Origin of the sequence: Profundibacter amoris (genome assembly GCF_003544895.1) — a bacterium.
In the GTDB taxonomy this organism is placed as follows: domain Bacteria; phylum Pseudomonadota; class Alphaproteobacteria; order Rhodobacterales; family Rhodobacteraceae; genus Profundibacter; species Profundibacter amoris.
Genome location: NZ_CP032125.1, coordinates 1,587,054 through 1,606,896 on the forward strand (window position 1 = coordinate 1,587,054; position 19,843 = coordinate 1,606,896).

Sequence of the window (19,843 nt, forward strand, 5' to 3'; positions counted from 1 at the left end):
TCTGGAATTCACCGAATCTGCTTTGCAGGATCAAAACAACAAACAAGACTGTAGATCAATAATAGGGAGAATAAATATGATCACATTCAAAACCAATCTGGCGGCGGCTGTCACCGTTGCCCTGACGTTTGGCGCTTCTGCTGTAATGGCCGAAGAATGGGATATGCCGATGGCCTATTCCGCCACTAATTTCCATTCGGAAATGGGCGTGGTGTTTGCCGACAAGGTGCGTGAATACACCGATGGCGGTATCAATATCACGGTGCATCCCGGCGGATCCCTGTTCAAAGGCGGCGAAATCAAACGCGCGATCCAGACCGGTCAGGTGCCGATCGGTGAACGTTTCATGTCGGCCCACGCCAACGAGGCCCCCTTGCTGGGCTGGGACAACCTGCCGTTTGTTGCCACCACATATGCGGATAACGAAAAACTGTGGCATGCCGCCAAAGACAGTGTGAACGCGCAGCTTTCCGATCTGAATCTGGTTGCGCTTTATACATGCCCGTGGCCCGGTCAGGGGTTCTATTTCAAGAAAGAGGTGAACTCCTCTGCGGATACCCAAGGCGTAAAATTCCGCTCTTACAACACCGCGACGGCAACCTTTGCCGAAGCGCTTGGCATGGTTCCGGTTCAGGTCGAAGCGGCCGAGCTAAGCCAGGCCCTTGCAACAGGTGTGGCCGAGGCGTTCATCTCGTCCGGCTCGACCGGTTATGACCGCAAAGTGTGGGAACAGCTGAGCCATTATTACAAGGTCAACGCATGGCTGCCGCGCAACTATGTGATGGTCAACAAGGGCGTTTGGGACGGTCTTGATGATGCCACCAAAGCCGGCATCCAGAAAGCCGCAGATGAAACCGGTGCTGCCTGTGCCGCGAAATCCGAAGAACTGGCAAACTGGTATTTCGAGCAGCTTGAGGCAAACGGCATGACCGTTACCGATGCCAGCCCCGAGTTTCTGGCCGAGTTGAAAGCGATTGGCGAAAAGATGACCAATGACTGGCTGGAGCAAACCGGCGCTGACGGTCAGGCCATTCTGGACGCTTACAACAAGATGTAAAAGCCGGTGGCCTCCGTAGAATTGCGGGGGCCACATACTGGATTTCAGGGGATAACACGGTGAGAGACTGGCAACCATTTCTGGGGCTGCCCTTGTGGGTGTGGCTGTTCGTATTTCCGGCGCTGCTGGCCGGTTTCTGCCTGATCCGGGGCAAGACGGCGAAACGGATATTGGCTCCGGTCTGGCGATTTCTGGACAGGGTCTATGTCTTTGCCGGCGTGATCGCGGCCTTTTTCATGCTGATGATCCTGTTGCTGATTGTGGCGCAGATGATATCGCGCTGGTCGGGCCTTACATTCCCCGGATCAACCGAATATGCGGGCTATGCAATGGCCGCAACGTCGTTCTTTGCGCTGGCCTATGCGCTGGTGAACGGCAGCCATATCAGGGTGTCGATTTTCCTGAACATGAATGAACATACCCGTTTCTGGCTGGATGCGCTGGCGACACTGATTGCCGCCGTCATCGCCACCTATTTCGCCCGTTACGCGATCAAGACCAACATCATGTCCGTGGTGTTGAATGACCGCACACAGGGGCAGGATTACACGCCGGAGTGGCTGATTTCCTTCTTTTCGATGTTTGCCAATGCACCGTCAAAATGGGGGCAAATCTGGGCCGAAACCGGTTCCGGCTGGGTTTACACACCGATCTGGTTGCCGCAATTGCCGATGTCGATCGGCACTATCCTGCTGGCCGTGGCGCTGTGGGATGCATTAACGCGGCTGCTGGTGAACGGCGAAACCAGCATCGTCGGCGAGGCAATCGAATGAGCGAATTATATGCAACCCTGACCTTTCTGTTTGTGCTTTTTGCCCTGCTGGGCGGTTCTGTCTGGGTTGGATTGGCCCTGATGGGGGTCGCCTGGGCCGGGATGGAGATGTTCACTACGCGGCCCGCAGGGGATGCAATGATCACCACCATCTGGACGGGGGCAAGCAGTTGGACATTGACCGCCCTGCCGCTGTTTATCTGGATGGGTGAAATCCTGTACCGAACGCGATTATCACAGGACATGTTTCGCGGGTTGGCGCCGTGGCTGCGCTGGCTGCCGGGCGGGTTGCTGCACACAAATATCGCCGGTTGCACCATCTTTGCAGCCGTTTCGGGCTCCTCGGCCGCCACCCTGACCACGGTTGGCAAAATGTCGATCCCCGAGTTGCGCAAACGCGGATACCCCGAGCATATGATCATCGGCACCTTGGCCGGTGCCGCCACGCTGGGCCTGATGATCCCGCCATCCCTGACGCTGATTGTTTATGGGGTAACCATCAACGAAAGCATCACAAAACTGTTCATGGCCGGCATTATTCCGGGCCTTATTCTGGCCAGCCTGTTTGCGCTTTATATCATGGGTTGGCATTTCCTGTTCAAGGATCAGCGGCCCGAACCGGAACCGGCAATGAGCCTGCCGCAAATGCTGTCCGAAAGCCGTTTTCTGGTACCGGTTTTATTGCTGGTTTCGGTGGTGATCGGCTCAATGTATCTGGGATACGCCACCGCAACCGAGGCCGCAGCGGTCGGTGTGTTGGGATCCCTTGCGCTTGCCGCAATGCAAGGGTCGCTGAACTGGGGCACTTTCACCGCATCGCTGATGGGGGCCACGCGGACCTCGGCGATGATATCGTTGATCCTGATGGGGGCGTTTTTTCTGTCACTCTCGATGGGGTTCACCGGATTGCCACGGCATCTGGCGGCCTGGATCGACAGCCTGAACATGTCGCCAACAATGCTGATCGTTGTGCTGACCGTGTTCTATGTTTTTCTGGGCATGTTCCTAGACGGGATTTCGTCGGTGGTGCTGACCATGGCGATTGTCGAGCCGATGATCCGGCAGGCGGGGATCGATGTGATCTGGTTTGGCATCTTCATTGTGGTGGTGGTTGAAATGGCACAGGTCACACCGCCAATCGGGTTCAACCTGTTCGTATTGCAGGGGATGACGCGGCACGAAATTTCCTACATCGCCAAAACCGCCGTGCCGATGGTCGGGTTGATGTTGCTGATGGTGGTGATCCTGGTGATCTGGCCCGAAATCGCAACATGGTTGCCGGATAATATACGGCAAGTATCCAGCGGGTAACGCCAGTAGCAGGCACGCAGGTCGCACAGGTTCCTGCGGGTCTCTTGGCGGGGGGCGCCTTCAACGCGGAACAGATCGTTAAACGCTGATGGGCTTGCCACGCAGGGTGCCTTCGGAGCCGGTCTGGATAAAATTTCATTCGGCCGCAACAATCTAGGTTTTGGTATAGACACCGCTATCAAAGATTTGGCCGCTGTATAGATCCAATGTTGACCAATGGGTGTATCTTTCTGGTATGTGTCTGGACCGGATCGTCCATTCGTTGATATGAAATTGGCTATGGAAGGGGCGATCCGGTATCGCTTGAAATATTTTCAAATTATTGAGACTTCAAATTCATTGAAATCAATTCCAAGGAAATATCATTCCTGAGACTCGCGATATGTCTTACGGCGCGCGCCACACACCATATCGGCGGATTTCAGCGGATTGGAGCAACCTAGGCTCAGGACTCATTGATTAACCCAGAAGATAACGATAGCAGCTATTTGGATTGCTGACAGGAAAGTATGGGCGCAACGGTCGAACCGCATGGCGATGCGTCGCCAGTCCTTGAGTTTGGCAAACATATTCTCGACCTTGTGCCGCTGTTTGTATAAGGTTTTACAGTACGTTGCGGGGTGTTTACGTTTGGCTCTGGGCGGTATGCACGGGGTAATGCCGCGCTTGATCAGAGCCGCGCGGTAAGCGTCGCTATCGTAACCTTTATCGCCAAGCATTTCCTTTGCTGCAGGTAAATCAGGCAGTAATGTTGCCGCACCTTTATGATCGGATTGCTGGCCCTCGGTTAGTAACAGCCGCACCGGGCGGCCCTCGCCGTCACAAACCGCGTGCAATTTGGAGTTCAATCCGCCTTTGGTGCGGCCAATAGCGCGGGGAACATCCCCCCTTTTAACAGGCTGCAAGCCGTGCGGTGCGTTTTGAGATGTGTTGCGTCAATCATTAACCGATCCGGCGGGCCATTTTCGGCGACCAAAGCCGTGAAAATTTTGTCAAACACCCCCATCTTCGACCACCTGATAAACCTGTTATATAAGGTTTTATGCGGCCCGTAGACCTCCGGAGCGTCCCGCCAACGCAAACCGTTGCGGATTACATGAATGATACCGCTGATAACTTTGCGATCATCCACCCGTGGCACGCCGTGCGACAAAGGAAAATACGGTTTTATCCGCGCTAACTGTGCTTCGCTGAGCCAAAATTGATCTGACATACCACCCTCCTAATGTTGTGGAGCACAGTGATTCAGAATTTTGTCAGATAAGCAACATATTAATGGGTCCTGACCCTAAGCTGTATCAATTTTGCCCCGGAGGCACTATCATTTATCAAGGTTTTTAACATGCGCTGTTTTGACCAGACAATGTCTCCCGGCGTTATTTTCCAAGGAGGGTTCAGTTGAAGACACCGCAATCCATCCGTCCGAAAAACACTATCCTTCATGAATAGCAGCGCAGGCATTCTTGAAAGACAAGAATGTTGTGCCTCGCTAGAACAGGCCTTTGCGGGCGTTTCGACATATGGGGGGCGGCTTGTTCTGATCTATGGGGAAGCTGGCATTGGCAAGACGACTGTCGTTTCGCGCTTCCTTTCTGGCCTGCCCAAAAGCACTGCGCGCAGCGTTGGATATTGCGACCCGCTCAATACACCTCGGCCTCTTGGTCCGGTGCGCGAGATAATACCACCCCCTAAAGACGAGACAGCCGGGGAGGCATATTATTTCGAAGATTTTATACGCCGGGCTACCGAGCATGGCAGCGCCCAAGTCGCCGTTCTCGAAGACCTGCATTGGTCTGACCAGCGCACCCTAGACTGGCTAAAATTCATTGGGCGCCGCATTTCGCAATTGCCCCTCTTGTTGATCGGAACATTTCGCGATGATGACCCTGAAGGCAAATCGTACTTGCGCAGCGCCATTGGGTCAGTGCCCGCAAATCATGTGTTACGAATAGCGCTTAAGCCGTTATCGCCGGATGCTGTTCGCACCATCTGCGATAACAATACGACGCGAGCGAACGCAATCTATGCAGCGACCAAAGGCAACCCCTTTCTGGTTTCGGAATTGGCCGAATGGCCTTTGCTGGACAGATCCGTACCAGACTCGGTTTCAGACTCTGTGATTGCGCGGTTGAGCGCCTTGGCTCCGGAGGCACAGAGTTTCTTGCAATTTACGTCCTGCAACCCGGGCGAGTTGCCGCTAAAGGTCCTTCAAGCGACAAATGTGGCAAAACCGGAGGGTCTGATTGATATTGGTGTGCGAAGCAGATTTTTTGCGGCCTCTCACAGCAGTGTTTCGTTCCGTCACGAACTTACGCGGCTCGCCATCTTCGCCGACATCACACCCGCAAACAGGATTATCTTTCATCAGCGTTGGCTGGATGCTTTTCTAGCAGTTGATGACCCTTCGATGAACTATGACCGGATCATGCATCACGCCGAACGTGCAATTCGACCGGACATTATCCGTCACTATGCGCCGCAGGCCGCGCAACAAGCGGCCAAGCTGGGCGCACACCTTGAGGCTGCGTTGTATTTGAAGTCAGCATGCGATTGCCTTGGGGATATGGACAATGCTGACGCCGCCGAGATTTTAGAATCCTTTGCTTATGAAGCCGGGCTTTCACTGGGGATTGACGATGATATCATTTCGGCACGGCATCGTGCCATCGCTATTCGGCGGGGACTATCGCAAAGTATTCAGGTCGCCGAGAACCTGCGCTGGCTATCCAGAGCCCATTGGTATCGTGGTGAGGCCGAGTTGGCCGAACGTTACATTCACGAGGCCATCGAAATACTGGAAAATGAAAACCACGCAACCTCCGAAGACCTTGCACAAGCCTTTGCTCAACGCGCGCTCTATTATATGCTCCGCGACCGTATGGCCGACGCAATAGATTGGGGCCAAAGGGCACTCGGAATGGCTCACGGCCCAGCCGCAGACGAGGTTCGCGCCCATGCTTTGAACACGGTTGGTACGGCGATGTTTATTCGCGGCGAACTGCAAGGCGAAGCGTTGTTGCGCGAAAGCCTTGCGTTGTCTTTGGCTGGCCGGTTTCACGAACAGGCCGCCCGTGTCTTCACCAATCTTTCCGAATGTCTGATCGAAGTGGGGGCCTTTGATAAGGCCGAAGCGCTGATCGAAGAGGGGATCACCTTTGATACCACTCACGACCTTGATGCCTGGACCTATTATCTAATGGGCCGCAAGGCGCAACTCGTCTTCGAGCTTGGTCGGTATCATGAAGCGGGGCTGATCACAGATGAAATCCTTTGTCAGGATAATCAGGCCCTTCTTATGCAGATGCCGGCCTTAATCATGCGTGGTTGTGCCCATCTGCGGCAAGGCGCGCCAGACGCGCAAATCCTGCTGGCCGAGGCACAGGCCGCGGCCGAACAGATCACCGAGCCGCAATATCTTGTCCCAATTCACATCGCACTGATCGAGGCTGCTATCCTTGCGGGTACCCCGGATGAGGCGCGCCCATCGTCTGACTGGTTACGCGCACAACCTGTTGAGGGCCTCAGCCCGCGCAAGGCCGGCGAGTTTCTTATGTGGGAAATCCTCGCACAGCGCGGCCCGCCCGAGACCATAGGGCGGCTTCCGCTGGCCTTTTCTGAATTTGCAGCGGGCCGATTTACCTCGGCAGCCTCACAGTTTGAGGCTTGCCGATCACGATATCTTGCGGCCTGGTCATTGGTCGCCGAAGCCACGCCAGAAGCTTTGGGCCGTGCACACCGTATTTTCAGGGACCTCGGCTGCGAAACCGCTATCACCCTCGTCAATCGCCGCCTTGGCCGTTCCTCTGACAAGGGCTTAATCCGCGGTCCGTACCGTTTCGCCCGGCAGCATCCATATGGTCTTACTGCCAAGGAGCAAATCGTGTTGCTCCACCTATTGGAAGGCAAAAGCAACGCCTCCATCGCCAGCACCCTGTCGCGATCCCAACGCACCGTCGAAAACCATGTCTCGTCGATCCTCAGCAAGCTGAATTGTGCTAATCGTCTTGATGTGGTGCTGAAGGTTCACGCCGAACCCTGGATCGCCCGCGAGGCAACCTAAATCGCGGGTCAAACTGGTGATCGTGGCTTTCAACACGAAAATTGAGTAGGCAATTGCGCCAAAAATGAGTGTCACCCCTGAGGCACGCACATTTCTCTTTTGGTAATCTGTATGCGGGTTTTTACGCCCGGGTATATTTTTCAAAGGAGCATAACTATGGATGACTTTTCAACCTCCAACGATACTGACATCGAACAGATTGAGGCTTTTGAAGCGCTCATCTCGGATGCGACACCCATTGCCGAAAGAGCGCGTTATGACACACCCTTAATCAACCGAACGGCCCTTCGTGTGCACGGGGAAGCAATTATTGATAACACATTCATTACGCCAGGGCCGATATTCGACAGAGTCCGGATGGTCAACGAGATATTGACGCAGATGGAAACGGCTGGCGCAGTTGGGTATTCATGGGCAATTGTCCAAAATGGTCAGCTAGTGGATGCCGGAGGGGTAGGGGATGCACGCACCGCCTCTGAAGAAAACCCAAAACCAATGCGGGCCAGAACCAAGATGGTCAGTGCCTCTCTCGCCAAACCTATTTGCGCCGTGACTGTGATGAAGCTCGTCGAAGATGGTTCTCTTGACTTGAACCAGTCTGCCTATCCGCTCATCGCCGATGCATTTCCAGGCGGTCATTCCTCATTGGGCGATATCACAATCCAGCATTTGCTGACGCATCAGTCAGGTTTCAACGGGCCAGGCACACTCTCGGCGTTCCCCGACAGCCTTGCCGCGCCTTTATCCGGCACACCCGGGACCGGCACGCGGTACGAAAACTGGAATTACTGGTTTCTGGCTCATATTGTCGAGGCCATCACCGGGGAACCCTATGTAAGGGTGGCACAACAGACGGTATTGTTGCCGATGGGCATCCACACCATGACGCGCAACGTGAACGAGGGGCGCCAGTGTCTATACTACGCCGCTGGCTCTTCAAGCGACGGGCGAGGGTGGGGGGATTTCACCGCAACAGCAATCGGGGCCTACGGCTGGTATGCGAATGCGGTCCAGTGGGCAAAGTTCCTGGCGCATTTCCGCCACGATACAGTACTCTCCCCCGCGACACGGCGAACGATGCTCGAATGGAGCGATTCCATCTTTGGGTTTCGTCTGTGGCACAACAGCCCGCGTGGTACATACTATGGTCACGGCGGGGACTTCTTCACCAGTGGCGGGCGTGCATTCCATGGCGGAATCATCAGCTTTCCAGATGGTATCGACGCAGTTCTTCTAACCAACAGCGATGACGTGGCCAATCCCGAAAGCATTCTGATGTCCGCCTACCATGCGGCCTATATTTGACCCCCCACTGATTTAAAGTGTGGAAATGAAGGAAAAAGAATTATGAAACTTCCCATTGTTATTTCTATCATCGGCGCCATAAGTTTCGGACAACCTGCCTTGTCCGAGCGTACCAATCTTCATTCGCTCTGGCAGGAAGGTGATAGCGAAGCGGTACACACCGGCCTTTTAAGCCCTAGCCAGTTTGAGGAGATTGGTCTGGGCCTGCTCGACCGGGGTCTGCGGCTTGTCGATATCGAGACGGCGATGGTGAATGGACGGCGCGGATTTGCTGGCCTCTTTGTCGAAGGCTCTGGCGGGAACTTCTTTGTCGTTGGGCTTTCCTTGCAGAATATGCGCGTGCGCATGGGCGATATGCGAAACAATGGTCTCCGCATGATTGATGTTGAGGTCTATCGCGTAAACGGACAAACCCGCTTTGCCGCGGTCTTTGGGCCTGGGCGGGGCGATAATAGACTTGTCCAGCCCATATCATTCGAAGACTTCCTTGAGCGAAAGGAATTGATGCGGACACGCGGCTTGCGCCTTATCGATGTGGAACCGATCACCATAAATGGACAGTACCGGTTTGTTGGTCTCTATTCGTCCGAGGCTAGCCCATCAGTAATAACAGGATTCCGCCCGCGACCACTCTTCATCGAATTACGCGACAGGATGATTTCTGACGGGTGGGAAATGTTTGAATTTGAACGTGTTATCAATGCGCAGGGCAATGATGTCTACATGGGGCTTTGGCGCCAAGGTGATGGTACCAGCCGACTTTCACGCTTCCGTAGCCCAGCCCAACAGTTGTTCTTCACAGGCCGGCAACGCCAGGATGGTCTAATACCAATAGATATGGAACTGAAGATCGTTCCAGGTGAAGAGCCGGCGCCATCTGTAGAAGAACCGGCGCCGTTAGTGGAACCCGAACTGCCAGCCAACCCACGACATATCAGGGTGTTATCTGGCGCTAACGAGCAACGGATGGTGATCGAATTTCAGGCACCTGACGATCAGCCATTACCTATTACGATTCCTGCGTCGTGGCTTGCATCGTGGCTGCCACAGCAAGACAGCACAATTCTGTTGCCTGACTCATATTGCGGTTTTAATATTCGCAACGCTGACAGTATTTTCTGGCAGGTACCTGGCAACAACGCCGTCAATGATGGCACTTTCCGGTCAGGTGACGTAACCGGGGCTAATGATACCCTGGGGGGGATCAGCTTTAGTGGTCCGATTGGGGCATGTACTGGCATGGATGTACCGTGGGTATTTGGCCCTCCGTTCACTGTTCAAGAGGAAACCCTTACCCCTTTGCCCAATATGCGGCTGGTGATCGAAGGCGTCTCGGCGGAATTGAGGTTTCAGGGCTATAATGCACCAGTCGAAGATCTATTTGATGCAGACGAGCTTTTTAGTGACGACCTCGAATCGGAGTTGACTGCGTTTCTTGAACTCTTTGACGAGATCGCAGAGCAAGAAGGTAATTTCGATAACTATTGCTCTGTCGTCGGTGCGTACTGGTCCGCCGTTTGCGCGCAATCTCAGAGCGGCGCTTGCCCTTTGCCACGGCCGAACCTTCCAGTTTGTCAGATCGAATAGAGCAGCGTCTGACAAGCCGATCCGACGACGGGGAAGGGTGATATGCATTTCAAATCTGCCAGGCATAGCGTTGCGATTTCTGCTCGAACGGCAGTTCTGCGCCGGTTTTGCACAGGGGCACAAATCCCAACTCGTCGATAATCAGCAGCTTGATCTTGGTCCACGCCATATGGCGTATCAAACCAATGGTTTTAAATTCCACATGGATGAAAGCTGAGGGGCAGGTCAGTTACAGGAATTAAACGCATAATCAGTATTATGTTAAATATAGGATGGGCCAATTTTAATAATATCCAATATTACCAGAAGTTTACAGTAATGCCTTTACACAATGGCCTTTTCTGCAAACGGCCTACCTTCCAAAATGCGGTCAACGCCCAGGTCCGATAAATCTATTGTCTGATACGCGCCATGCAGCACCAGTTCGGCAATGCCGCGTCCCACAGCCGGAGCCTGTTGCAACCCGTGTCCGCTGAATCCGTTCATCAGGAACAGGTTGTGCCAATTTTGATGCCGGCCAATGATCGCATTCTGATCCAGCGTATTATAGGCATAATGCCCAGCCCATGCAGACAGAACCTTGACCGCGTCAAACCCTGGCGCGCGCTCGTACAGTTTGGGCCACAGGCTGTCTTCAAACAGGTGCAAATCCGGCTCGAAATCGTCTTTTTCTGCCCTGTGATCGTCTTTGGGCACAATTGCACAAATCCAGTGATTGTGCTCGGGGCGCAGATAAAAGCCGCTATGGCACACCATCAACGGGGCATCGGGGTGGATTGCATTTGGGGCGTCAATCATGAAAACTGTGCGTTTACGGGGTTCTACAGGTAATCCCTCACCTAACATTTCCAATATGTCGTTGGCAGATGTTCCCGCTGCATTGATAATGTTAGCAGCAAATATCGTGCCGGTGCTTTCCAGCTTTACGCTGGATATCCGACTGTTGGTTCCCTCTATCGCAACCACGCGATCACGCAGAAATTTCACCCCCTGATGCTGTGCAGCCTTGCGAAACCCGCCAAGCAGGCTCATGTTGTCAAACCACCCCTCGTCTTTTGCGCCAAAGCTGGCCAGATGGATATCATCCACATTCAACCAGTCAAACCGCGCTTTTAGCGCATCCGGCGTCAGCAACTCGGTTTGCGCGCCTTTTTCACACTGCATGGCACAAGCCTGCCGCAGCACTGTTTCGCTTTGCGCGCTGCCGGATAAAAACAGATATCCGTTTTCCTGAAACCCGAGGGAATCGACACCCCCGCCCTGCCCCAGCCAGACTTGCACATTTTTGATAAAGTTTATTCCGAAACGCGAAATTTCGACGTTGACTGCGGTGGTAAATTGTTGCCGCACAGAGGCCACCGAAAGTGCAGTGGAGCTTTTGGCATAGCTTGGATCGGGTTCGATCACCAGAATATCCAGATCCGGATTCATACGCGAAAGCCAGAAGGCTGCGGAACTGCCCATTATTGCTCCGCCAATGATGACAACATCATATGTAAAAACGTTGTTCATTTTGTTCCTGTTTTCTATCGGCAAACCAGTAACAGAACTTATTAAAAGTAAAAGCATAAATACTAATACTTGATTGAATGGGCTTCGTTTCTTAGGATGATGGAAATCAGTCTGGGGCAACAGATGACATCCTTACTTATCCTGAACGGGCCGAACCTGAATTTACTCGGCACACGACAGCCCGAGGTCTATGGGGACACCACCCTCGAGCAGATCGAAGCCATGTGCATCGACAAAGGTCGTGTGGCGGGTTGCAATGTATCGTGTTTCCAAAGCAATCACGAAGGTGAGCTGATCGAGGCGATTCATGCGGCGCGAAATACATATGACGGTATCATCCTGAATGCGGGTGCTTATACGCATACCTCGGTCGCGCTGATGGATGCGATTTCGTCGGTTGGTGTGCCGGTAATTGAACTGCATTTGTCCAATATCCATGCCCGCGAGGAATTCCGCCACAAGTCCTATATCGCACCGGTTGCTATCGGGCAGATTTGCGGGTTCGGACCCAAAGGTTATACTTTGGCAATCGAAGCTATGCTGGGCCATCTGGAGAAAACCGGATGACATTGAATTTTCTGGAACAAATCAGCGAAGCCGATACAATCGAAGATGTCTGGGTCGCGCTGTGCGATAAAATGTCGGAATACGGGTTCGACCGGCTGTTATATGTCTACACCAGGTTTAAATCGGGATCCTCATTGGGGGATCCGAAAGATTCAATTGTGCTGTCCAGCCACAGTTCTGAATATATCGACGGCTACATCAATGAAAGCCATTACATCAACGGACCGATGTTGCGCTGGTCTGTTGAAAATGTAGGGGCGTGCAGCTGGAGCTGGATACATACTATCCCTGACGAAACGCTGACCATCGGCGAACGCAAGGCAATGGAATTCAACAAAGAGATGGGTGTGATTGCCGGTTACACAATCGGGTTCAAAACCGATTCTGTGCGCAATCGTGGCGGGATCGGCCTGACGGCAAAGCCTGGGGTCACACAATCCGAAGTTGACGCGATATGGGAAAAGCACGGCCGCGAAATTCTGGTGATGAACAATATGGCGCATCTGAAAATCATCAGCCTGCCCTACACCAGTTCCCGCCGCGCCCTGACCGCACGGCAACGCGAAGTGCTGGAATGGGTCGGGGAAGGCAAAACCATGCAGGATATTGCCACCATTATGGGGCTGACAACGGCCACGGTTGAAAAGCACCTGCGACTCGCACGCGAGGCGCTGGATGTCGATACAACCGCCCAGGCGGTGCTAAAGGCCTCGTTCCAGAATCAAATCTTTATTTTGGACAGCTAAACCACCCCAGAATACTGTCTTTTTGGACAGGTATGGAATCCCTTACTATCTTTACGCCGCGTTAAGGTGCAATCTATTGTTGTTCCGTGAGTGGTGGCATTTATGCCTGGGAACTTAAGCGAACCGAGACCCCATGTAATTGCATGGCTAGACGGTTTGCCCGGGAAACCGGATGTTGGTCAGGGGAAGAATAATCCCTTTGCTCTGGCCAACAACTAACATTGCGGTCTGTCCTCATCCCCATTAGGTGACCGCTTTCTAAACGGTGTGATCCTTGCCCGGATCGCACCGTTTTTCATTTGACAGCTAATTTAAATAGAAAAGGCCCCTCCCGAACATGTCGGAAAGGGCCGTTTTAATTCTCGCTATTCGGGATAATCCCTAGCTGTTCATCTTTGCAACTTCTGCAGCAAAGTCTTCTTCTTTTTTCTCGATCCCCTCGCCCACTTCAAGGCGGGCAAACCCGGTGATCTCGACGCCGGCTTCTTTGGCGGCAGCCCCAACTGTCAGATCGGGGTTGATCACGAAAGACTGGCCCAGCAGGGTCACTTCCGACAGGAATTTCTTCATCCGGCCAATGATCATCTTTTCGATCACTTGCTCGGGTTTGCCGGATTCGCGGGCTTGCTCGGTCAGAACGGTTTTTTCACGCTCGACAACAGCCGGGTCCAGATCATCCTCGGACAAGGATGCAGGGTTTACAGCGGCGATGTGCATGGCAACCTGACGGCCGAAGGCTTCGTTGTCACCCTTCAGCGCAACCAGCACGCCGATTTTGCCCATACCGTCTGTCACAGCATTATGCACGTAGGATACAACCTGATCGCCAGACAGCGTGGTCATGCGGCGCACCGACATGTTTTCACCAATTACGGCGATCTTGTCGGTCACGGTATCGGCAACCGATTTACCACCCATATCCGCGGCATTCAAAGCGTCGATACCGTCAACGGTCAGGGCAACATCGGCGATTCCGCCAACCATTCCCTGAAAATCGGCGTTCTTTGCAACAAAGTCGGTTTCCGAGTTCACCTCGACAGCAACACCCTTGCCGCCATCAACCTTGACAGCCACCAGACCCTCGGCCGCCGTGCGGCCCGATTTCTTGGCCGCCTTGGCCAGACCTTTGGTGCGCAGCCAGTCAACCGCGGCTTCCATGTCACCGTTGTTTTCGACCAGTGCTTTTTTTGCGTCCATCATGCCAGCGCCAGTGCTGTCACGAAGCTCTTTTACCATTGCAGCTGTAATCGCCATCATGGATCTCCTGAAATAAATAACATGTGCGGGTGCGGCGAAAACCGCACCCTATCTGTTTGGTTTAGCCTTCGGCAGCGGCTTTTTCGTCTTTGGCCGGCTCTTCGGCTTTTGCTTCTTCGGCAGGTTTCTCGTCTGCGGCCGGCTTTTCTTCTGCCGGTGCCTCGGCAATCACTTCTTCGACCGGTGCTTCTTCCATTTCGCCCAGATCAATACCGGCTGCGCCCATTTGCGCGGTCATGCCGTCCAGTGCCGCACGGGCCACCAGATCGGTATAAAGTGCAATCGCACGCGCCGCATCGTCATTGCCCGGGATGATGTAGTCGATACCGTCAGGGTTACAGTTGGAGTCAACCACAGCCACAACGGGGATGCCCAGTTTGTTGGCTTCGGCGATGGCCAGATCTTCTTTGCGAACGTCGATCACAAAGATCAAATCAGGCGTGGTGCCCATTTCGCGGATGCCGCCAAGGCTGGCTTGCAGTTTGGCCTGCTCGCGTTCGATGCCCAGACGCTCTTTCTTGGTCAGACCCTCGGCGCCGCTTTCCAGCAGTTCGTCGTGGTCTTTCAGCCGTTTGATCGACTTGGAAATGGTCTGCCAGTTGGTCAGCGTGCCGCCCAGCCAACGGTGGTTCATATAATACTGTGCGCATTTTTCAGCAGCATCGGCAATCGGGCCGGCGGCCTGACGTTTGGTGCCGACGAACAGGATACGGCCGCCCTTGGCGGCAACATCGCGAACGGCCTGCAGGGCCTGGTCCAGCATCGGAACAGTTTGCGTCAGGTCGAGGATGTGGATGCCGTTGCGCGATCCGTAGATGAACGGAGCCATCTTGGGATTCCAGCGTTGTGTCTGGTGGCCAAAGTGTACGCCAGCTTCAAGCAGCTGCCGCATGGTAAATTCAGGAAGTGCCATGCTTATAGTCCTTTTTTCCGGTTTCGTTGCCTAGGGCGGGGTAATCAGGGCAGATGCCCAACCGGCGGACCTAAACGGGATTTCTCCCCGTGTCGGCCCAGCCCCGCCTGCGGAGTTGATTTCGCGCGTATACAAAGGGGGTAAGTGATGCGCAAGCCCTATTTTGCAGGATGATCCGGCAAAATTATAGAAACACCCGTTCAAAGAACCAAAAGGCGCCGATCGCGGCAATAATCAACGACGCGGGGATGGATATGCGGCTGCGATACCACGGTTTGTTGCGGAACCACACGCCAACGGTCAGAAACGCCAGTGAAATCACCGTCAACTGTCCCAGTTCCACCCCGACATTGAAGGATATCAGCGCCGTAAAGAATTCATCCTCGGGCAGGCCGATTTCCCCCAACACCGATGCAAACCCCAACCCGTGCAACAGGCCAAAGCCAAAGATCACCAGCGGGCGCCATTTGCTTAGGCCCGAGGTGAACACATTTTCAATCGCCACATAGGTGATCGAGGCGGCAATCAGCGGCTCGACGATTGAGGACGGCACTGTAACCCACCCCATCGCCCCCAACGCCAGCGTGACCGTATGTGCCAGTGTAAATGCCGAAATCTGCCACAGCAGCGGGCGCAGGTGGATCGACAGAAAAAACAGGCCCAGAACGAACAGGATATGATCCACGCCCAAGGGCAGGATATGTTCAAAACCGATTGGAATATATTGCGAAAACACTTGCCAGCGGGTCTGTTTCGCCCCGCCGGATACCGGAATATCGGGGCTGCTCTGCCCGCTGCTCAGATAACCGGTATAGCCCTCATCCACCCCGTTCTGGCGCAGCACGATTGTGCCGAATTTTTTGTTCCAGTTAAAACGGATTGTCGTGGTGTCTGCCGGCAATTCCCCTGTCAGCGTCAAAAAGGAGGTGCGCGGAAACTCCACATCGCCCACCTCGTCAATCCTGATCCCGACCAGATCCAGCGGCACATCCGCCCCCCCTGCCCGCAGGTGTAAACCGTTGCGAATGTTCGGCCAGACATCCTTTAGCCGGTTCTCAAGTGCCGCAGGTTCCAGCGCCCGCAGGCTGTCATAATCCCCCGATTGTTCGGTTTCATTGGTGTTCGCCACCCCGTCCAGATCAATCCCGGCGACAAAGGCCTCAAGGTTCAGCCGAATTTCCAGCGTGATTTTCCCGTCGCCGGTGGTGAAATCGCCAATCGACGGGCTGACCTCGTGGGCCAGCACATTCAACGTCGATGTGAACAGCAGAAGGGTTGACAATATGGCCGCAAGTGTCAGCTTGCCGCCCATGAAAAACATATTCCGGCCCATAGCCCTGATCCTTTTTGCGATGTCCTTTTGGGGAATCGCCCTGCCTGTCCTTGGTCACGAGTTTTGGCTTGAACCGCAAAAGTTTCAACCCGAAACCGGTGTGACTGTGCAGGTTAAATTGCGCAACGGTATGAAATTCAAAGGCGTGGAGCTGGGATATTTCGATGACCGGACGGCCGTTTTCGACATTATCCAGAATGGCACACGCACCCAGGTTCAGGCCCGCGCGGGCGACTTTCCCGCCTTCTCGAGGCCCATCTTAACTGACGGCCTTATGGTGCTGATATATCAGAGTAAATTCAGTAAACTTCAGTATAATAAATTTGAAAAATTTGTTGCCTTTGTCGAACATAAATCCTTTGATGGTGTGGTTGAACGCCACAAGGAACGCGGCCTGCCGATGGAGCGTTTCAACGAGGTTTACACGCGGTTTTGCAAATCCCTGATCGGGGTTGGCTCAGGGGCGGGACAAGACGCCGCAACAGGTATGGAAACCGAATTTGTTGCTCTGACAAACCCCTATACCGATGATCTGTCGGATGGGTTCACCGTTCAGGTGCTGTATCAGGGCGCCCCCCGAGTGGATGCACAGGTCGAGGTGTTTGAACGCGCACCCGACAATACCATCACCGTTACCTATCATCGCACCGATGGTCAGGGCCATGCCACGGTGCCGGTCAAACCCGGCCATACCTATCTGTTTGACGCCGTGGTACTGCGCGAACCGGCGCAAACGCTGGCTGATGAAACCAATGCCGTGTGGGAATCCCTCTGGGCGTCTTTGACCTTTGCAACGCCGAACTAACCTTGCCTTTGCGTCCTGCGCGCGTCACATACTACGTCCATGAAAAACACTTCTGACATTCTGTGCATCGGCAGCGTTCTGTGGGACGTGATCGGCCGCTCTGCCAGCCATATGCGCATGGGGTCAGACGTGCCCGGCCGCATCACCCGCCTGCCCGGTGGCGTGGCAATGAACATCGCCATGACCCTGCGCCGCTTTGGTTTAACCCCTGCCCTACTGACCACCATCGGCAAGGACGAAGAGGGGCGCGAACTGCTGGCGGCCTGTCAAAGCATGGGCATGAATTGCGACTACGTTTACCTGTCCGAAGACCTGCCGACCGACCGCTATATGGCGATCGAGGGGGCCAACGGATTGATCGCCGCCATCGCGGACGCCCATTCACTCGAGGCCGCAGGCGACAAAATCCTGCGCCCGTTGGAAAACGGCCGTCTGGGCAGTGCAAAATCCCCTTATGCCGGCGTGATTGCGCTGGACGGGAACCTGACACTGGCCTTGCTGGAAACCATCAGCAAAAGCCCCCTGTTCATCGCCGCCGACCTGCGCGTCGCCCCCGCCTCGCCCGGCAAGGCCGAGCGGCTGGCGCCCTTGCTGTCCCATCCGCATGCCACCCTATATGTCAATCTGGAGGAAGCAGGCCTGCTGTGCCAAACCACTTTTGACACCTCCGAACAGGCAGCGCATGCCCTGCTGGGGCGCGGTGCGCATGGTATTTTGGTGACCGACGGGGGCAATCGCGCATCGGTCGGCCGCAAAGGCCGCGTCCTCACCCAAACCCCGCCCGAAGTGCTGGTGACCCGTGTCACCGGCGCAGGCGACACCTTTATGGCGGCCCATATCGCCGCTGAAATCCGTGGCGAAACACCGGAACAGGCGCTTAACAGCGCACTTGCCGCCGCCGCCGCCTATGTTTCCGGAGAAACACCCCTATGACCATCCCCATGCAGTTTTCCCCCGAAGTCGCCACCGCACTGGCCGACGGCACCCCCGTTGTGGCGCTGGAAAGCACCATCATCACCCACGGTATGCCCTATCCGCAAAACGTGGAAACCGCCCGCAAGGTGGAAACCGTGGTGCGGGATGGCGGGGCGACTCCGGCCACCATCGCCGTTTTGAACGGGGTGCTGCATATCGGGCTGACGGATGGCGAACTGGAAACCCTTGCACAGGCCAAAGATGTTGCCAAACTGTCGCGCGCCGATTTCGCGGCCTGTCTGGCCACGGGCGGCACAGGCGCGACCACAGTCGCCGCCACCATGATCGCCGCCGATCAGGCCGGTATCCGGGTGTTTGCCACCGGCGGCATTGGCGGTGTGCATCGTGGCGCGGAATCCACCTTCGACATTTCCGCCGACCTGCAAGAGCTGGCCCAAACCCCCGTCACCGTGGTGGCAGCAGGGCCAAAGGCCATTCTGGATGTGCCCAAAACACTTGAGGTTCTCGAAACATTAGGTGTGCCGGTTATCGTCTACAAACAAAACGATATTCCGGCCTTCTGGTCCCGCTCCTCCGGTCTGCCCGCCCCGCTGCGAATGGACAGTGCCGCCGATATTGCCAAGGCGCATATTATGCGCGGCGCGTTGGGCCTGCCCGGCGGCCAACTGGTTGCGAATCCAATCCCTGCTGCCGATGAAATTCCACAAAGCACGCTCTCCCCGGTTATCCAACAAGCATTGGACGAGGCCAAAGCACAGAAAATTGCCGCCAAATCTGTCACCCCCTTCCTGCTGCAACGCATTTTCGAGCTGACCGACGGCGCGTCCTTAATCGCGAATATCGCGTTGGTAATGAACAATGCAGCCCTTGCAGCAGCGATTGCGACCGCATTAAATAAACAGGTTGTTTAAACCGTGACATTTTGACCCGCTTGCGATCTGATTTTGCGATCACAAATACTAACTGAAGCCTCAGGTTATAGGAGTGTCAGGTTATAGGAGTGAATGTGATGGAAAACACAATGATTACCGCAATACCTGCAAAAAGCCACAAAACACTTATCAGTATACTGGCATTTGCTGTGGGCATGGCAATTTCGTCGCCCCTGCCCGTATACGCAGGTCAGGATGATGAAATTGACCTTGTTCCGCTGGTGCCCACGATATCCGATATTAGTGGATTTTGGAATTACGAGACATCTTTTCCGGCCGAGAGTGGTCCCTGCCCAAGCGGATACGCCATGTCCGGCGAAATTCTTGTGGTCACAAACCCGTCCGGCACAACGCCCCCTGGTTTCGAAGAATCGGCGGGTCAATATGTAAAGGTGACTATTCTATCAGGATCGGTGTGCCGTCCTGAATCGATATGTCATATGGCCGGATACATGAATGACAACATGACAGATTCCGGCGTATTGGGGAAAGTTATAACGGTCGGTTCATTTGCTGTTGTTGATGATGAACACGGTGAAGTTGCCAATGCGTGGACTTTGTATTTCAACTCTGCCACCGATGGAGTCGGATTGGGCAGCGCACGCTATGACCATCCAGATGGAAGTTGTGAATGGGCCTATGACATCCTTCTTGAGCGCTCTGATTAAGAAGGTGGTTAACGGCACGCCGGAATTATGGCATTAGAAGCGCAGACCAGCATTTTGTGCGCAACTGCAGTTGCTTGCGTGA

At 54.4% G+C, this 19,843-nt stretch carries 17 protein-coding genes and 1 pseudogene; 12 read left to right on the forward strand and 6 right to left on the reverse strand.

Going from position 1 to position 19,843, the window contains the following annotated elements:
• The first annotated feature begins 76 nt into the window (after positions 1–76).
• Genes BAR1_RS07960 through BAR1_RS07970 form a run of 3 tightly spaced genes read left to right on the forward strand, consistent with a single transcriptional unit; the run spans position 77 to position 3,140 of the window.
• On the forward strand, positions 77–1,057 hold the full coding sequence (locus BAR1_RS07960) for a TRAP transporter substrate-binding protein (RefSeq protein WP_118942527.1): 981 nt from the start codon (positions 77–79) through the stop codon (positions 1,055–1,057).
• 59 nt (positions 1,058–1,116) lie between these two features.
• On the forward strand, positions 1,117–1,830 hold the full coding sequence (locus BAR1_RS07965) for a TRAP transporter small permease (protein ID WP_118942528.1): 714 nt from the start codon (positions 1,117–1,119) through the stop codon (positions 1,828–1,830).
• Positions 1,827–3,140 (forward strand): TRAP transporter large permease, encoded by a 1,314-nt coding sequence (locus BAR1_RS07970; protein WP_118942529.1) that lies wholly within the window; start codon positions 1,827–1,829, stop codon positions 3,138–3,140. Before BAR1_RS07965 ends, BAR1_RS07970 begins: the two co-directional genes overlap by 4 nt.
• Before the next feature lie 452 nt (positions 3,141–3,592).
• On the opposite strand, the gene BAR1_RS07975 is transcribed toward BAR1_RS07970, so the two are convergent.
• Positions 3,593–4,353 (reverse strand): IS5 family transposase gene (locus tag BAR1_RS07975; protein ID WP_118941648.1). Its coding sequence is split into 2 segments (ribosomal slippage): positions 3,593–4,035 and positions 4,035–4,353, totalling 762 coding nucleotides; the frame shifts between segments, so codons are not numbered across the junction.
• A 228-nt stretch (positions 4,354–4,581) separates the two neighbouring features.
• Between BAR1_RS07975 and BAR1_RS07980 the strand changes: the two genes are divergently transcribed.
• The 3 genes from BAR1_RS07980 (at position 4,582) to BAR1_RS07990 (ending at position 10,092) form a co-directional block, all read left to right on the forward strand.
• Positions 4,582–7,200 (forward strand): ATP-binding protein, encoded by a 2,619-nt coding sequence (locus BAR1_RS07980; protein WP_118942530.1) that lies wholly within the window; start codon positions 4,582–4,584, stop codon positions 7,198–7,200.
• A 156-nt stretch (positions 7,201–7,356) separates the two neighbouring features.
• On the forward strand, positions 7,357–8,505 hold the full coding sequence (locus BAR1_RS07985; RefSeq protein WP_162891707.1) for a serine hydrolase domain-containing protein: 1,149 nt from the start codon (positions 7,357–7,359) through the stop codon (positions 8,503–8,505).
• A gap of 42 nt (positions 8,506–8,547) precedes the next feature.
• A complete protein-coding gene (locus tag BAR1_RS07990; protein WP_118942532.1) occupies positions 8,548–10,092 on the forward strand; it encodes a hypothetical protein in 1,545 nt (514 codons plus the stop codon).
• 64 nt (positions 10,093–10,156) lie between these two features.
• Here BAR1_RS07990 and BAR1_RS18170 read toward each other — a convergent pair.
• Together BAR1_RS18170 and BAR1_RS07995 are read right to left on the reverse strand one after the other, a co-directional pair.
• A pseudogene (locus BAR1_RS18170) lies at positions 10,157–10,243 on the reverse strand (ATP-binding protein); the annotation flags it as partial.
• Between the two features lie 173 nt (positions 10,244–10,416).
• A complete protein-coding gene (locus BAR1_RS07995; protein ID WP_228408793.1) occupies positions 10,417–11,724 on the reverse strand; it encodes an NAD(P)/FAD-dependent oxidoreductase in 1,308 nt (435 codons plus the stop codon).
• Positions 11,725–11,727: 3 nt separating this feature from the next.
• Here BAR1_RS07995 and aroQ point away from each other — a divergent pair, with 3 nt between their 5' ends.
• A complete protein-coding gene (aroQ, locus tag BAR1_RS08000; protein WP_118944394.1) occupies positions 11,728–12,171 on the forward strand; it encodes a type II 3-dehydroquinate dehydratase in 444 nt (147 codons plus the stop codon).
• Positions 12,168–12,917: a helix-turn-helix transcriptional regulator gene (locus tag BAR1_RS08005; protein ID WP_118942534.1), complete on the forward strand. Its 750-nt coding sequence runs from the start codon at positions 12,168–12,170 to the stop codon at positions 12,915–12,917. The genes aroQ and BAR1_RS08005 overlap by 4 nt, the downstream gene beginning before the upstream one ends.
• Positions 12,918–13,298: 381 nt before the next feature.
• On the opposite strand, the gene tsf is transcribed toward BAR1_RS08005, so the two are convergent.
• From tsf to BAR1_RS08020, 3 genes are all read right to left on the reverse strand, one after another.
• Entirely contained in the window at positions 13,299–14,171 is an 873-nt protein-coding gene (gene tsf, locus BAR1_RS08010; protein WP_118942535.1) for a translation elongation factor Ts, read from the reverse strand.
• A 64-nt stretch (positions 14,172–14,235) separates the two neighbouring features.
• A complete protein-coding gene (gene rpsB, locus BAR1_RS08015; RefSeq protein WP_118942536.1) occupies positions 14,236–15,087 on the reverse strand; it encodes a 30S ribosomal protein S2 in 852 nt (283 codons plus the stop codon).
• Between the two features lie 184 nt (positions 15,088–15,271).
• Positions 15,272–16,420: a HupE/UreJ family protein gene (locus BAR1_RS08020; protein ID WP_228408795.1), complete on the reverse strand. Its 1,149-nt coding sequence runs from the start codon at positions 16,418–16,420 to the stop codon at positions 15,272–15,274.
• On the opposite strand from BAR1_RS08020, the gene BAR1_RS08025 reads away from it, so the two are divergent.
• From BAR1_RS08025 to BAR1_RS08040, 4 genes are all read left to right on the forward strand, one after another.
• On the forward strand, positions 16,398–17,225 hold the full coding sequence (locus tag BAR1_RS08025; RefSeq protein WP_228408797.1) for a DUF4198 domain-containing protein: 828 nt from the start codon (positions 16,398–16,400) through the stop codon (positions 17,223–17,225). The genes BAR1_RS08020 and BAR1_RS08025 overlap by 23 nt on opposite strands.
• Positions 17,226–17,264: 39 nt before the next feature.
• Positions 17,265–18,158 (forward strand): PfkB family carbohydrate kinase, encoded by an 894-nt coding sequence (locus tag BAR1_RS08030; protein WP_118942538.1) that lies wholly within the window; start codon positions 17,265–17,267, stop codon positions 18,156–18,158.
• A complete protein-coding gene (locus BAR1_RS08035; protein WP_118942539.1) occupies positions 18,155–19,072 on the forward strand; it encodes a pseudouridine-5'-phosphate glycosidase in 918 nt (305 codons plus the stop codon). The genes BAR1_RS08030 and BAR1_RS08035 overlap by 4 nt, the downstream gene beginning before the upstream one ends.
• Before the next feature lie 98 nt (positions 19,073–19,170).
• Entirely contained in the window at positions 19,171–19,761 is a 591-nt protein-coding gene (locus BAR1_RS08040) for a hypothetical protein (protein WP_118942540.1), read from the forward strand.
• Positions 19,762–19,843 lie beyond the last annotated feature (82 nt).